Raw genomic sequence first — 14,259 nt, 5'->3', positions numbered from 1 at the left:
ATGACGACCTCACCCATCGCTCCCAGTCTCGCCGCAGCCGAGGCCAGGCCCGCCATCGGATTCTTCGAGCGCTACCTGACGGTGTGGGTCGGCCTGTGCATCGCCGCGGGCGTCGTGCTCGGGCAGCTGGCGCCCGGCTTCTTCCAGGCCGTGGGCGCGCTCGAGGTGGCCCGGGTGAACCTGCCCGTCGGGGTGCTCATCTGGGTGATGATCATCCCGATGCTGCTGAAGATCGACTTCGCGGCGCTCGGGCGGGTGAAGGGCCACGTGCGCGGCATCGGGGTGACGCTGTTCATCAACTGGGCCGTGAAGCCGTTCTCGATGGCGCTGCTCGGGTGGCTCTTCATCCGGCACGTCTTCGCCCCGCTCCTGCCGCCGGATCAGCTCGACAGCTACGTCGCGGGTCTCATCCTGCTGGCCGCCGCACCGTGCACCGCGATGGTCTTCGTGTGGAGCCAGCTGTGCAAGGGCGACCCGTACTTCACGCTCACGCAGGTGGCCCTGAACGACGCCATCATGGTCGTCGCCTTCGCGCCCATCGTGGCGCTGCTGCTCGGGCTGTCGTCGATCACCGTACCGTGGGACACGCTGCTTACCTCGGTCGTGCTCTACATCGTGGTGCCGGTCATCCTCGCGCAGCTCTGGCGAAAGCACCTGCTGCGCAAAGGTTCGGCGCATTTCCAGCGCGTCGCTGCCAAGCTGGGCCCGCTGTCCATCGGCGCGCTGCTGGCCACGCTGGTACTGCTTTTCGCATTCCAGGGCGAAGCCATCATCGAACAGCCTCTGGTCATCGCGCTGCTGGCCGTGCCCATCCTGATCCAGGTGGTCTTCAATTCGGGGCTCGCATACTGGCTGAACCGCAAGATGGGCGTACAGCACTGCGTGGCCGGCCCGTCGGCCCTGATCGGCGCCAGCAACTTCTTCGAACTGGCCGTCGCGGCGGCCATCAGCCTGTTCGGTTTCAAGTCCGGCGCGGCGCTGGCGACGGTGGTGGGGGTGCTGATCGAGGTGCCCATCATGCTGGCCGTCGTCGGCGTGGTGAACCGATCGCAGGGCTGGTACGAACGCGGACTCAAGGGAAACTGACATGACCGACATCACCATCTTCCACAACCCGGCCTGCGGCACCTCCCGCAACGTGCTGGGCCTCCTCCGTCACGCCGGCCTCGAACCCACGGTGGTCGAGTACCTGAAGACGCCACCGACCCAGGCCCAGCTGAAGCAGCTCCTGGCCGACGCGGGCCTGTCCGTCCGCGAGCTGCTGCGCGAGAAGGGCACGCCCTACGCCGAACTGGACCTCGCCAACCCGAAGTGGTCCGACGACGAACTGCTCGACTTCATCGGGCAACACCCGGTGCTGCTGAACCGGCCTCTGGTGGTCACGCCGCTGGGCACCAAGCTGTGCCGCCCGTCGGAGGCAGTGCTGGAGCTGCTGCCGGTCGGCAGGCTGGCGCCGTTCACCAAGGAGGACGGCGAGGTGGTCGAGGACTCGGGGGCTCGGCGGACCTGATCCGTGCTACAGGCTGCCCTGGACCAGCTTGCGCAGGCGAGCGTGTTCCAGCGGGTCGTCGACCTTCAGCGCGGCCAGGTCCTTCGCCAGCTGCCGGACCCGTTCGGCGGCGCCGGTGGCCTTGATCGCCTCGACCTCTCGCCACATCGCCATGAACTCCGCCGCGGACGACTCGTCGAGCAAGTCGGCGTGGTGCTTCGTGAGGAGCGTGTGCAGCAGGTCGGAGATGCGCCCGATCTGCCGGCCGTAGCTGTGCTTGGCCACCACCGCGGCCTCGGTGGCCGGTGCGCGGGAGTTGATGTGGTTGATCGTGAAGTTCCAGGGGTTGATGGGCTGCACGAACGTGCTGCCGCCGAAGGACGGCGATGGCAGCCAGTGCTGCCAGGGGTTCTCGGTCCAGGGCGAAAAGGGGTTCGACGAGACGGCCATGCGGGCGCTCCCGGAGTGGTGGGGCAGGGGGATGTGTCGCAGTCTATCGATGCCGCTTCGTGGCCCATCATCCAGGTTGGGGATGGCATGCCGTCATGGGCGATGTAGAGGCTCGCGCATCGTGACGCCCGATGTCGATCCGCTATGATCCCGGCCTTCCCCCGTCCCCCATGACCCGCCTCCTGCTTCGTTTCCTGCTGCTCGCCGTGTTCTTCAACACGGCCATCGGCCTGCCCGCGCACGAGGCGAAGCACCTGCCAAACCTCGGCGAGGCGGTGGCGGGCTGGCAGGCGGACGGGGACAGCGAGTCCCCGGACGACGACGGGCTGCACGAGCTCTGCGAGTGGTGCCATGCGTACGCGCAGGCCTTCGCGCCCGTCGCGGCCGGCCCCGTCACGTTGCCGCCGGCGCCTGCCGCGGACCGCTTCGCCCCGCCGGCATCGGACACCCTCGTCCGGTCTGCCCGGCCGTGGACCTTCGCCTCGCGCGACCCCCCACGCGCCTGACCCCGCCGCCGCGTTCGCGGCGCGCTTTCCCCACTCCCTCGCCGCGGCCCGGTTCGGCCTGAACCGGGCCGCCCTGTGCATTCGCTGCGCGCGGAAGGACCGCGCGCGGCGCCGTTCCTCGTCCGTCCATGAAACAACGTACCTTCGTGCTTCGCCGCACGCCGCTCTCGCACGCCCTCGTGTGTTCCGCCTTGCTGTTGCCGCCGTTCGCGAGCGCGCAGGCCCCTGCGGCCGACACCCCGCAACTCAGCCCCGTCCTCGTGACGGACCGCGCGTCCTCGAAAGGGCTCGTCGCGGACGAAGCCGCCGGCACCAAGACCGACCTGCCCCTGCGCGAACTGCCGCAATCGGTGCGGGTCGTGACCCCGCAGGCCATCGAGGACCTCGGCGCCACGCGCCTCGACGACGTGCTGGACCAGGTCAGCGGCGTCTCCCGCCAGAACAACTTCGGCGGCCTGTGGGACAACATCGCGATCCGTGGCATGCCCGGCCACGACAACACCGGCATGGCGACGCTGTTCAACGGCTTGTCGGCCAACCGCGGCTACAACGCGCCACGCGACCTCGCCGCCGTCGAGTCGATCGAGTTCCTGAAGGGCACGGCGGCCGCGCTGTACGGCAGCAGCGAACCCGGCGGCACGCTGAACATCGTCTCGAAGCGGCCGCGCCGCACCGCGGCGAACGACCTCGAGCTGAAGGCGGGCAGCTTCGGCTTCCGCCGCGGGGCCTTCGACAGCACGGGGCCGGTGGACGAGCAGCTTTCCTACCGGCTGAACGTGGCCTACGAGGAGCGCGACGGCTTCCGCGATTTCGTCGAGTCCCGGCGTGAAATCGCGGCGCCGGCGATCACCTGGAAGCTCGGCCCCGACACCGTGCTCGACTACCGCGGCGAGTTCATCCGCCAGTCCGTTCCGCTCGACCGCGGTGTCGTCGCGGTGGGCGACCGGCCGGATGCGCTGCCGCGCGAGCGATTCCTGGGTGAACCGGGTGACGGCGACATCACGCTCGTGAACGAACGCCACCAGCTGATGCTGTCGCACGAATGGAGCCCGGCCTGGCGCAGCCGCTTCGGGCTCTCGTACCTCGACACCTCGCTCCATGGCTACACGACGCAGGCGACGGGGTCGCCGACGACCACCGGCGTCCAGACCCGCCAGTACTACTTCCGCGACTACAACTCGGAAGACACCGCGCTGCAGGCCGAGCTGCAAGGTTCGGTCGCCACGGGCCCGGTCGAGCACGAGCTGCTCTTCGGCGTGGAGACGTTCCGCTACCGCATGGACTCGATCGCGCTCAGCGGCAGCCCGATCCCCATCGACGTCTTCGACCCGGTCTACGGCCAGCCGCGGCCCGCGCTCGGTCTGAACACCAGCACCCTCGAACGCCAGCGCAACACCGCCTTCTACGTGCAGGACGCGGTGAAGCTCGCCCCGGACTGGCGCCTGGTCGCCGGCCTCCGGTTCGACCGCTTCGACCAGAGCCTCGACAACCGCCGCACCGGGCGCACGGTGGCGCAGCAGCCCACGGCCACGTCGCCGCGCATCGGCTTCAGCTGGGTGCCGGACGACCGGTGGACCGTGTACGCGAACGCGGGCCGCAGCTTCCGGCCGAACACGGCGGACTCGGCGGGCAACACCTTCGACCCCGAGGAGGGCGTCGCTACCGAGGCGGGGACGAAGTGGGAGAACGCCGCGCGCTCCGTCGCGGCGAGCCTCGCCGTCTTCGAGATCCGCAAGCGCAACGTGCTGACGCCGGACCCGGCCGATCCGACGCGGTCGATCGCGGCGGGCAAGGTGCGCAGCCGTGGCATCGAGTTCGACCTGGCCGGGCAGCTGACGGCGCACTGGCGCCTGAGCGCGAACCTCGCCTACACCGACGTCGCGGTCACCGAGGACGAGCGGCTGGCCGTGGGCAGCCCGCTGCGCAACGTGCCGCGGATCACCGGCAGCGCGATGGCGGTCTACGAGGACACCTTGCCGAACGGGCAGGACTGGAGCCTCGGCGCCGGCGTCACCCACGTGGGCCAACGCCTGGGCGAGGTCTACACGCAGGCCGAGGCCGACGCGGGCCGTGCGCCGTTCCAGCTGCCCGCCTACACGACGGCGCGGCTGTCGGCGCGCTGGTCGGTCACGCCGTCCACACGCCTCGTCGCCGACGTCGACAACCTCTTCGACACCACCTACTACGCCAGTTCGTACAGCCGTCTGTGGGTCATGCCCGGCACGCCGCGAACGATCTCCCTCGGACTCCACACCCGCTTCTGACCATGACCCAGTCCTCCACCCACTCCCCCGTGCTGGAAGCCGCCGACGTCGTCGCCGGCTACGGCGGCCGCACCATCCTCCACGGGCTCGACCTGGCCGTGCAGGCCGGCGAGATCTGCGCGCTGCTCGGTGCCAACGGCGCCGGCAAGACGACCACGCTGAGCCTGTTCCTCGGGTTCGTGTCGCCCACGCAGGGCCGCGTGCGCGTGCAGGGCGTCGACCCGGTCGCCGCGCCGGCGGAGGCCCGGCGGCGCCTCGCCTACATCCCCGAGAACGTCGCGCTGTACGAGCACCTGAGCGCCCGCGAGAACGTGGCCTACCTGCTGGACCTGGCCGGGCAACCGGCCTTGGTGTCCGACATCGATTCCGCGCTGTCGGCTGCCGGGCTCGCGGCGGACGCCCACGGCCGGCGGGTCTCGGGCTTCTCGAAGGGCATGCGGCAGAAGGTGTCGATCGCGCTGGCGCTCGCGCGCCACGTGCCGGCGTTGCTGCTCGACGAACCCACGTCGGGCCTCGATCCGCAGGCGACGGCGGAGTTCAACCAGCTGCTGGGCCGCCTCCGCGGGAAGGGCATCGCCGTGCTGATGGTCACGCACGACCTGCTCGGTGCGGCCGACGTGGCCGACCGCATCGGCTTCATCGCCGGAGGCCGCCTCGTGGAGTCGGTGGCGGCCGACGGCGCCGAACGGTTCGACGTGCGTGCGCTGCACCGGCGGTACGCCGACGCCGAGGCCATCCGATGAGCCCGGTCCGACGCATCGCCTTCGAGGAATGGCGCCTGATGCGGCGCGACCGCGTGGCCATGGGCGGCCTCGTGCTGCTCGTGCTGCTGACGGTGGCCGCCGCGTTCACGGCATGGGACCAGCGGCAGGCCGCGGCCGCCGCGCGTGCGCTGCACCAGTCGCAGGTGGACCAGGAGTTCGACACCCAGCCCGACCGTCACCCGCACCGCATGGTGCACTACGGCCACTTCGTGTTCCGCGCGCCCGGGGCGCTCGCGGCGTTCGATCCTGGCGTGGACGCCTTCACGGGCCACACGCTGTTCCTCGAGGGGCACCGGCAGAACAGCGCGAACTTCGGCGACGTGCGGCAGTCGTCGCTGCTGCTGCGTTTCGGGCAGCTGACGCCGGCCTTCGTGCTGCAGGTGCTCGCACCGCTGCTGTTGATCTTCGTCGGGCACGCCGCGGTGGCGCGCGAGCGCGAGTCCGGCACCTTGCGGGTGCTGCTGGCCCAGGGCGTGCGGCCCGCGCAGCTCGTGGCCGGCAAGGCGCTGGCCCTCGGCGGCGTCGCAGTCCTCGTGCTGGCGCCCGCGGTGATCGCGCTCGCGGCGATCGCGTGGACGACGCCGGAGCAGGGCGGCCCGGCCGCCGTGCTGGCGCTCGCCCATGCCGCGTGGCTCGCGATCTGGGTGGTCGGCATCACGGCCGCATCGACCTGGCTGCCGCGGGGGCGCGACGTGCTGCTCGTGCTGCTGGCCGCCTGGACCGCATGGGTCGTGGTGGTGCCCCGGCTCGGGCCGGAGCTGGCCCTGGCCCGCACCGCGCTGCCCACGCGTTTCGAGACCGACATCGCGATCGCCCGTGACCTCGCGGCCATCGGCGACAGCCACAACCCCGACGACCCGTACTTCGCGGGCTTCCGCCGGCAGGTGCTGGCCCGGTACGGCGTGGCGCGCATCGAGGACCTGCCCGTCAACTACAAGGGCCTGGTGGGCATGGAAGGCGAACGGCTGACCAGCGAGCTGTTCGCACGGTACGCGACGGAAGCGTTCGAGCGGCAGGAGCGCCAGCTCGCCCAGGTCGACCAGTTCGCCTGGCTCAGCCCGATGGTGGCGCTGCGGCGCCTGTCGATGGCCGTGGCCGGCACCGACCTGTGGCAATACCGCCGGTTCGTCGAACAGGCCGAACGGCATCGCTATGCGCTGGTGCAGCACCTGAACCGGCTGCAGGCCGAGCAGCTGACCTTCCGCGACGACAAGTCGAGCCGGGACAGTCGCATCGCCAGCACCCACTGGCACGGCGCGGCGGACTTCCACTTCGAGCCCGACCCGTCGATGCGCGGGGCGGCCTCGGCGGCGGGGACGCTGCTGCTGTGGCTGGTGGCGCTGTCGGCCGTGCTGATCGTCGCCTCCAACCGGCTCGGAAAGGAGACCCGATGAACACGATCCTCCACGAGGCCCGGCTGCTCTGGCGTTCGCCGGTGTCCGTGGCCGCATTGGTCGCGCTGTTCCTGCTGTCCTCGCTGGCCGTGGTGCTGGGGCTGCGCGAGGTGGCGGCCCAGCACGCGACCCTCTCGCGGCTGGCGGTGCTGCAGGCGCAGGACCTGCAGGCACAGGCCCGCACCCGGCTCGCGCGCCAGGACGCGGGCACGGTGGCGTACTACACCTTCCACGGGACCTGGGACCCGCCATCCACCGCGGCGTTCACCGCCCTCGGCCTGCGCGACGCCGCGCCCGGCGTGCTGCGCGTGCGGGCCCTCGCGCTGCAGGCCCAGCTGCACGAGGGCGAGACCTTCAACCCCGAGCTCGTGCTCGCGGGACGGTTCGACTACGCCTTCGTGCTGGTGTACCTCGCGCCGCTGTTCCTCATCGCGCTGCTGCACGACGTCGTCTCGGGCGAGCGGCGTGCCGGCCGCCTCGCCACGCTGATGTCGCTGCCCGGCGGTGGCCGGCGCCTGTGGATGCGGCGTGCCGGCCTGCGGGCCGCGCTGGTGTTCCTGGCGCTCGTGCTGCCGGTGCTCGCGGGCGCGGTGGTCAGCGGCATGCCCATGGCCGCGGTCGCGACGGTGCTGCTGGCCACGGCGGCCAGCGTGGTGTTCTGGGGCGGGCTGTCGCTCGCGATCGGCTCGGCGCGCGGCAGCGCCGCGGTCCACGCCACGGCGCTGATGGGCACGTGGGCCGTGCTGACGCTGCTGCTGCCGACCCTCGCGAACGCCGCGCTGTCCCGTGGCGTGCCGGTGCATCAGGGCGTGGCGCTGATGCTCGCGCAGCGGCAGGCCGTGCACGGGGCGTGGGACCTGCCGCCCGGCGACACGATGGACCGGTTCTTCCGCACCCACCCCGAGTGGCGCGGCACGGCGCCGTTGCCCGAGGGCTTCCACTGGAAGTGGTACTTCGCGTTCCAGCAGCTCGGTGACGAACACGTGGCCGACCGCGTGGCCGCGTACCGCGCCGGCATGGCAACGCGCCAGCGCTGGACCGAACGCCTGGGCTGGCTGCTGCCCGGTGTCGGCGTGCAGGCCGTGCTGCACCGGCAGGCGGGCACCGACCTCACCGCGCAGCTGGCCTACCAGGACGCGGTCACGGCGTACCACTCCGAGCTGCGCCGCTTCTTCTATCCGTACCTGTTCGAAGAGGTGCGGTTCGGCGAAGCCGACTTCGCGGCGCAGCCGAGGTTCACGCCGCCGATGGCCGCGGCGGCGATGCCGTGGGCCTCGCTGGCGGCGCTCGGACTCATCGCGGCGGTGGCTGCGGGTCTCGGGGCACGAGCGGCAGGCCGGGTGTCGGTGCGGGACGGGACGTGAGCACCGCGAGGCTGAACGCGGCCGTGAGTCAGCCGCGCGCCGACGTCCATGCCCGAGGCCATGCCGGCCCGGTTCGCGGGAACCGGGGCGGTGGTCATGCTCGTCGCGGGTGTGGTGGTCAGCCCGAGCCCGATCCGAGGAGGCCGAACGGGTGCGGCAGCAGGCACCGGCACGGCGGCGCAAGGCGTAGCGGCTCAGCCCTCGTCCTTCAGCGCCCGCGCGAAGAAGTCCGCCACCGCCCGCACCCGCGCCGTGTTGCGCAGGTCCGGGTGCATCACCAGCCACACGTCGTACCTGGCCTTGCGCACGCGCTCGGGCCACACGCGCACGAGCCCGTCGCGAATGCCGTGCACGAGCGGCATCTCGGCGAGCCCGAGGCCGGCGGCGACGGCGTGGCGGATCAGCAGCCCCGCATTGAGGGCCGCGGCGACGGTGCCCTGGCGCGAGGGTTCGTCCACCAGTGTGAACCAGCCGCCTTTTTCGATGTGCGGGCGGAAGCCCACCACGTCGTGCCCCGCGAACTCGGTGCCGGGCACCGGCTCCCCGCGCCGCGCGAGGTAGTCCTCGCTGGCGAACAGCCCGACAGGCCACGAGGCCAGGCGCCGCACGAAGAGGTCGGGGTTCTCGGGCTTCTGGTTGCGGATGGCGAGGTCCGCCTGGCGTCGCGACAGGTTCAGCACCTGTGTCGTGACCTCGAGGTCCACCCGGATGGTCGGATGCCGCTCGCGCAGCGTGGCCATCGCGGGGATCAGCACGTCGATGGCGATGGAGTCGGTGCTCGTGACTTTCACGACGCCGGACAGGGCGTCGTCCTGGCCTTCGAGCTTGCTTTGCAGTTCGAGCGCCGCGGTCTCCATGCGCGAGGCGGCGCCGAAGGCGACCTCGCCGGCGGCGGTGAGCACGTAGCCGTCGGACGCGCGCAGGAACAGCTTCGTGCCCAGCGCCTTCTCCATCGCCGCGATGCGGCGGCCGACCGTCGCCTGGTCCACGCCCAGCACACGCGCGGCCCCGCGCAGCGTGGTCTCGCGGCCGAGCGCGAGGAACAGTCGGGCGTCGTCCCAGTTCATTGGAGGTTGATGCAAATCTGCATGGCTTTGCAGAGATGATGCATCAAAAAAATCAACGGGTTAACCCTAGGATTGCCGATGGCGGCAACGGGTCCGCCGATCCCTCAAGGAATCGACATGAACACGGCCTCGTTCACGGCGCTCGCGCCGAACCAGCGCACCGCCTTCCTCGCGATCTTCGCGGGCCTCGCCGCGAGCGTCGTGGGCATCGGCCTCGCCCGCTTCGCCTACACGCCGCTGATTCCACCCATGGTGCAGGAACACTGGTTCCCCGCCGGGCGGGTCGCGCTGCTCGGCGCCGCGAACCTCGCGGGCTACCTCGTCGGTGCGCTGTCGGGGCGGGCGATGGCCCGCTTCACGTCGCCGGTCACGGTGCTGCGGCAGATGATGGCGCTGACCTCGGTGGCCTTCTTCGCCTGCGCGTTCCCGCTGTCGGAAGTGTGGTTCTTCGTGTGGCGGCTGGGTTCGGGCGTGGCCGGCGGCGCGATCATGGTGCTGGTGACGGGGGTGGTGCTGAACCACGTGCCGGCAGAACGGCGCGGGTTCGCGAGCGGCGCCGTGTTCGTCGGCGTGGGCCTGGGCGTGGTGCTGTCGGGCACGCTGGTGCCGTTGATGCTCGCGCAGAGCCTGCGAACGACCTGGCTGACGCTGGGTGCCGTGTCGCTCGTGTTGACGCTGCTCGCCTGGTTCGCGTGGCCGCCCGCCGATCCCCACGACCGGCCGCAGGCGCTCGCCACGCTGAAGCGCACCCGCACGCCGGCAGCGCTTCGCATCCTGCTGTGGCAGTACGCGCTGATGGCGGCAGGGCTCGTGCCCGAGATGATGTTCCTCGTCGACTACCTGAGCCGGGGCCTGTCGCTCGGCTACGCATGGGGCGCCGCCGGCTGGGTCGCGTACGGCGCGGGGGCGATGGTGGGGCCGCTGCTGTACGGCCTGGCCGCGGACCGCTTCGGCGCGCGACGTGCCGTGCGGTACACGCTGGGCCTGCAGGCGCTCGCCGTGCTCGCGTTCTCGGCGGTCAGCATGCCCGGCGCACTGCTCGCGCTGGCGGTGCTGATCGGTTCGTTCCCGCCAGGCATCCCGGCCCTGGCGCTGGGCCGCCTCGACGAACTGGTGCACGACACCCACACGCGCCAGGCGATGTGGTCCCGCGCGACCGTGTTCTTCGCGCTGACCCAGGCCGTGAGCGGCTATGCCTATTCAACGGTCTACGCGCTGACCGGGGGTCACCACCAGGCGCTGTTCGCGATCAGCGCCGTGGCGCTGGCGGCCGCGGTGGCGCTCGACTTCAGGCGGGCTCCAGCAGCGGCGGCAACTGCGTCACCAGCGCATCCACCACGACACGGATCTTGAGGGGCAGGGCCTGCATGCGCGGCCACACGGCGTGCATCTCGTAGGTGAGGGGACGCGGTTCGTCGAAGGGCACCACCAGCGCGCCGCGGCTCACGTCGTGGGCCACGAGCCACGTGGGCAGGCGCGCGAGGCCGTCGCCGGCGAGCGCCGCGTCGCGCAAGGCCTCGAGGTCGTCGAAGCGCCACCGGTGCGTCACGTCCATGTCGACCAGCCGCCCCTCCGCGTCATGGAACTGCCAGTGCTTGAAGCGGCCGTTGCGGGCGTAGACGAGGCAGCGGTGGGACGGCAGGTCGTCCGGCCCCGACGGCGTGCCGGCCGACTGCAGGTAGCCAGGGGACGCGCACACCACCATGCGGTGCAGCCCGAGCCGGCGGGCCACGAGGTCGTGCGAATCGCGCAGCGGGCCCACGCGCAGCGCGAGGTCCACGCCTTCGTGGATCACGTCGACCACGCGGTCGGTGAAGGAGAGGTCGAGTTCGAGGGCCGGATGCTGGCGCCCGAGCGCCATCAGCAGCGGCGCCACGCAGTGCCGGCCCACGGCCACCGGCATCGTCACGCGCACGCGGCCGCGGGGCTCGTCGCGGCTGCTCTCCACCGCGGCCATGGCCGACAGCAGCTCGGCCGATGCGCGCAGCGCATGGTCGTAGAACACGCGACCCGGTTCGGTGAGCGTGGAGTGGCGCGTGTCCCGCACGAACAGCCGCACGCCCAGCTGCGCCTCGAGCCGCGCGATGCCCTTGCCGACGGCCGAGCGCGTGCGGTGCAACCGGCGCGCGGCGGCCGCGAAGCTGCCGGTCTCGACAGCGGCCACGAACACCTCCAGCAGGGCAAAGGGCAACGAACTCATTGGCGAACTTCCTTCTACACGGCGGTGCCGGGATTACAGCACTGCATCCTGATGGGAAGCAATAACCTGCGGCCTCTTCCAACGAACCGAGGACGCAGGACATGGACATGCAACGCTGGCAGGTGACCCGCTACGGGCTCGACGGTCTCGAACGGACACGAGGGACCGTGCCCGAACCCGGCCCCGGCCAGGTGCTCGTGAAGCTCCGCGCCGCCTCCCTCAACTACCGCGACCTGCTGATCGTGGGCGACGGCATGGGCATGCCGCTGGGCCTGCCGTTCACGCCCGGCTCCGACGGTTGCGGCGAGGTCGTGGCGGCCGGCGCCGGGGTCACGCGCTGGCGTCCGGGCGACGTCGTGATCAACACCTTCTGGAGCGACTGGTGGGACGGTGCGCGGCCCGCGCATTCGGTGCCGGCCGGCGCACCCGGGCCCGGGGTGCTCGCGACCCACGCCGTCCTCGGCGAACACGACCTCGTCTCCGCACCCCGAACCTGGACCGCGGCGCAGGCCAGCCTGCTGCCGTGTGCGGGGCTCACCGCATGGACCGCCCTCGTCGAGAACGGCGCGTTGCGCGCCGGGCAGACGGTGCTGATCCAAGGGACGGGCGGGGTTGCGCTGTTCGGGCTGCAGCTCGCGGCCATGCATGGCGCCCGCGCCGTGGTCGTCACGTCGTCGGCCGCCAAGCGCGACCGCGTGCTCGCCCTCGGCGCATCGCACGCGGTGCTGCGCAGCGAGGCCGACTGGCCGGCCCGGGTGCGTGGCTGGACGGAAGGCCGCGGCGTCGACCACGTGCTGGACACCGCTGGCGGCGACAGCTTCGGTGCTTCGGTGGAACTGCTGGCCCCCGGCGGCCGCGTGGCCGCCATCGGCATGCTGGCCGGCACCGACCTGCGCCTGCCGTTCTACCCGACGATCATCAACCGGGCGACGGTGCAGGGCGTCGGCGTGGGCCACCGTCGCAGCCTCGAGGAACTGGTGCGGGCGGTCGAGGCCCGGCCGTTCGAGCCGGTGGTGGACGCGACGTTCCCGTTCGAGCAGGTGCCGCAGGCGCTGGAGACGGTGCGCGAAGGCGCCTTCGGCAAGGTCGTCGTGACGATGTCCTGACCGCCGGGGCGCCGTGCTCGCGGTGTCAGGTCGGTGTGTCCACGTCGTCCCAGGCCGCGTCCTTGAACTGCACCAGCCAGTTGAAGGCGCGGGTGCGTTCCGCGACCACGCCGCCGTCGACGCCGGCCACGGTGTTGCGGCCGTTGATGTGGGCCTGCCTCACCACCCAGTGCACGCGGTGATGGAAGTCGAGGGCGTCCAGCAGCACGGCGGTGGGGCGCAGGCCACGGGGGCTGGCGCCGATCACCTGCCGGGCGACCGCGGAGCCGTCGCTCGCCGCGGCGGGGAACGGGAGGTCGCCGTCGAGGGACAACGCCCAGGCGAGCGTGCGCGCCGCCTCGAGCCGCCCGCCGAAGCGGTCGAGCCGGGCCGCGTCGGGGGACGCCGTCTGCAGGAACACCTCCTCGGCGGGGCTCAGGTGCGCGAAGCCGTCGGGCAGCCGCTCCTTCAGGGACTCGACGGGCACGGGGTTGCCGCGCCGGATCGACTCGGCCCGCACGCCCACGATGGTCAGCGCGCCGGTGCGGGCCCAGACCTCGTCGACCGGCCGCAGGCGCGCTTCCGACTCGCCGTCGCGCGGCGGAAGCGACGCGGTGCTCCGCAGTCCGTGTTCGGCGAGCTTCGCTTCCGACCGGGCCTTGCGCGCCCAGGCATCCGCGGGATGGGGCACCCGCGCCTCGAAGTCGCAGGACGAGCCGTCTCCGCCCAGCAGGACGTTGCCGGCGGGGTCGCGGATGCTGGCATCGGGAAAGAACATGATCGCGTTCGCCCGCGCGGCCCAGGTGCCGAACGCGTCGAGTGCCGACTCGGGGACCATCACGCTCGTGTGGTGGCGCACCCGCTTCAGGTGGCTGAGCAGGTGGTAGCGCGCCTGGGTCATCGTGCTGCCGTCGCGCATCACGAACTCGGAGAAGCCCTGGAGGTGATCGGTCAGGCCGGCGTCGGGCGCGCTGCGGGCGGCGCGGGGCGTGTGCGGGAAGTCGAAGGGCGGGAGCGTGGCGACGGTGGCGTACGCATTGACCAGGACGTCGGGGCCGGACGCGGGCGCGGACCGGTCGCTGGCGAGATGGCGAAAAATGCGCTTCAACATGGGCGCGCATCTTCGCACGCCCGTTCGATGCCGCGGCGCCGGGGCGACCCCGGGATCAAGGGGCGGGCAACACGTCCCGCATGAGGGCGGCGAGGTCCCCCGCGGGCAGCGGCTTGGTCAGGTGGAAGTCGAAGCCGGCGGCCAGCGTCGCCTCCTTCGCCCCGGGCCGGGTGTCGGCGGTGAGTGCCACCAGCACGGGATGGGACGACAGCCGGCACGACCGGATGGCCCGCGCGGCGTCGAGCCCGTCGATGCTGGGCATGTGCACGTCGAGCATCACGACGTCGGGCAAGAAGGTGGTGGCCTGGCGCACACCCTCGAGGGCGCCGTACGCGATCGAGGTGTCGTATCCCATCTGGGCGAGCAGCAGGCCGAGGGAGTCCGCGGCATCGGCCTGGTCGTCGACGACGAGCACCTTGTACCGCGAGGCGCCGAGGGGCAGGGGGGCGGACGAGGGAGCGGTCGACGTGTGCATGGCGTTCCGGCGCGGGGCCGCGTACTGCTGATGCGACCGCCGTTAGCAGGCTTCATGCCGATGCCGGTGTTCCTTGGGAACCGGACGGTG

Annotated in this window: 14 protein-coding genes; 9 read left to right on the top strand and 5 right to left on the bottom strand. The window is 71.8% G+C overall.

Annotated elements, in window-relative coordinates:
• On the top strand, positions 1 to 1,086 hold the full coding sequence (arsB, locus tag A4W93_RS15500; RefSeq protein WP_085751461.1) for an ACR3 family arsenite efflux transporter: 1,086 nt from the start codon (positions 1 to 3) through the stop codon (positions 1,084 to 1,086).
• Between the two features lies 1 nt (position 1,087).
• On the top strand, positions 1,088 to 1,510 hold the full coding sequence (gene arsC, locus A4W93_RS15495) for an arsenate reductase (glutaredoxin) (protein ID WP_085751460.1): 423 nt from the start codon (positions 1,088 to 1,090) through the stop codon (positions 1,508 to 1,510).
• Positions 1,511 to 1,516: 6 nt separating this feature from the next.
• On the opposite strand, the gene A4W93_RS15490 is transcribed toward arsC, so the two are convergent.
• Complete coding sequence (locus tag A4W93_RS15490) at positions 1,517 to 1,939, bottom strand: hypothetical protein (protein ID WP_085751459.1); 423 nt, start codon at positions 1,937 to 1,939, stop codon at positions 1,517 to 1,519.
• 170 nt (positions 1,940 to 2,109) lie between these two features.
• Here A4W93_RS15490 and A4W93_RS15485 point away from each other — a divergent pair, with 170 nt between their 5' ends.
• From A4W93_RS15485 to A4W93_RS15465, 5 genes are all read left to right on the top strand, one after another.
• Positions 2,110 to 2,445 (top strand): DUF2946 family protein, encoded by a 336-nt coding sequence (locus A4W93_RS15485; RefSeq protein WP_085751458.1) that lies wholly within the window; start codon positions 2,110 to 2,112, stop codon positions 2,443 to 2,445.
• A gap of 128 nt (positions 2,446 to 2,573) precedes the next feature.
• The gene (locus A4W93_RS15480; RefSeq protein WP_085751457.1) at positions 2,574 to 4,709 is read left to right on the top strand and encodes a TonB-dependent siderophore receptor; all 2,136 of its coding nucleotides are present in this window, start codon (positions 2,574 to 2,576) and stop codon (positions 4,707 to 4,709) included.
• Positions 4,710 to 4,711: 2 nt separating this feature from the next.
• Positions 4,712 to 5,452 (top strand): ABC transporter ATP-binding protein, encoded by a 741-nt coding sequence (locus A4W93_RS15475; protein WP_085751456.1) that lies wholly within the window; start codon positions 4,712 to 4,714, stop codon positions 5,450 to 5,452.
• On the top strand, positions 5,449 to 6,867 hold the full coding sequence (locus tag A4W93_RS15470) for an ABC transporter permease (protein ID WP_085751455.1): 1,419 nt from the start codon (positions 5,449 to 5,451) through the stop codon (positions 6,865 to 6,867). Before A4W93_RS15475 ends, A4W93_RS15470 begins: the two co-directional genes overlap by 4 nt.
• Positions 6,864 to 8,231 (top strand): ABC transporter permease, encoded by a 1,368-nt coding sequence (locus A4W93_RS15465; protein ID WP_085751454.1) that lies wholly within the window; start codon positions 6,864 to 6,866, stop codon positions 8,229 to 8,231. Before A4W93_RS15470 ends, A4W93_RS15465 begins: the two co-directional genes overlap by 4 nt.
• 194 nt (positions 8,232 to 8,425) lie before the next feature.
• Here A4W93_RS15465 and A4W93_RS15460 read toward each other — a convergent pair whose 3' ends face one another.
• Positions 8,426 to 9,298: a LysR family transcriptional regulator gene (locus A4W93_RS15460; protein ID WP_085751453.1), complete on the bottom strand. Its 873-nt coding sequence runs from the start codon at positions 9,296 to 9,298 to the stop codon at positions 8,426 to 8,428.
• Positions 9,299 to 9,415: 117 nt separating this feature from the next.
• On the opposite strand from A4W93_RS15460, the gene A4W93_RS15455 reads away from it, so the two are divergent.
• The gene (locus A4W93_RS15455; RefSeq protein WP_085751452.1) at positions 9,416 to 10,651 is read left to right on the top strand and encodes a YbfB/YjiJ family MFS transporter; all 1,236 of its coding nucleotides are present in this window, start codon (positions 9,416 to 9,418) and stop codon (positions 10,649 to 10,651) included.
• Here A4W93_RS15455 and A4W93_RS15450 read toward each other — a convergent pair.
• Positions 10,587 to 11,498, bottom strand: coding sequence for a LysR family transcriptional regulator (locus tag A4W93_RS15450; RefSeq protein WP_085751451.1), 912 nt, complete (start codon positions 11,496 to 11,498; stop codon positions 10,587 to 10,589). The two genes, A4W93_RS15455 and A4W93_RS15450, sit on opposite strands and share 65 nt — an antisense overlap.
• Before the next feature lie 107 nt (positions 11,499 to 11,605).
• On the opposite strand from A4W93_RS15450, the gene A4W93_RS15445 reads away from it, so the two are divergent.
• Positions 11,606 to 12,604: a zinc-dependent alcohol dehydrogenase family protein gene (locus A4W93_RS15445; protein WP_085754188.1), complete on the top strand. Its 999-nt coding sequence runs from the start codon at positions 11,606 to 11,608 to the stop codon at positions 12,602 to 12,604.
• A gap of 25 nt (positions 12,605 to 12,629) precedes the next feature.
• Here the strand turns inward: A4W93_RS15445 and A4W93_RS15440 are convergent, their stop codons facing one another.
• Together A4W93_RS15440 and A4W93_RS15435 are read right to left on the bottom strand one after the other, a co-directional pair.
• On the bottom strand, positions 12,630 to 13,694 hold the full coding sequence (locus A4W93_RS15440; RefSeq protein WP_085751450.1) for a DUF4272 domain-containing protein: 1,065 nt from the start codon (positions 13,692 to 13,694) through the stop codon (positions 12,630 to 12,632).
• Between the two features lie 55 nt (positions 13,695 to 13,749).
• Positions 13,750 to 14,169, bottom strand: coding sequence for a response regulator (locus tag A4W93_RS15435; protein ID WP_085751449.1), 420 nt, complete (start codon positions 14,167 to 14,169; stop codon positions 13,750 to 13,752).
• Positions 14,170 to 14,259: the final 90 nt, after the last annotated feature.

Origin of the sequence: Piscinibacter gummiphilus, from assembly GCF_002116905.1 — a bacterium.
GTDB lineage: Bacteria > Pseudomonadota > Gammaproteobacteria > Burkholderiales > Burkholderiaceae_C > Rhizobacter > Rhizobacter gummiphilus.
Note: the sequence above shows the minus strand (reverse complement) of the source record. Positions and strands in the feature narration are given on the sequence as shown.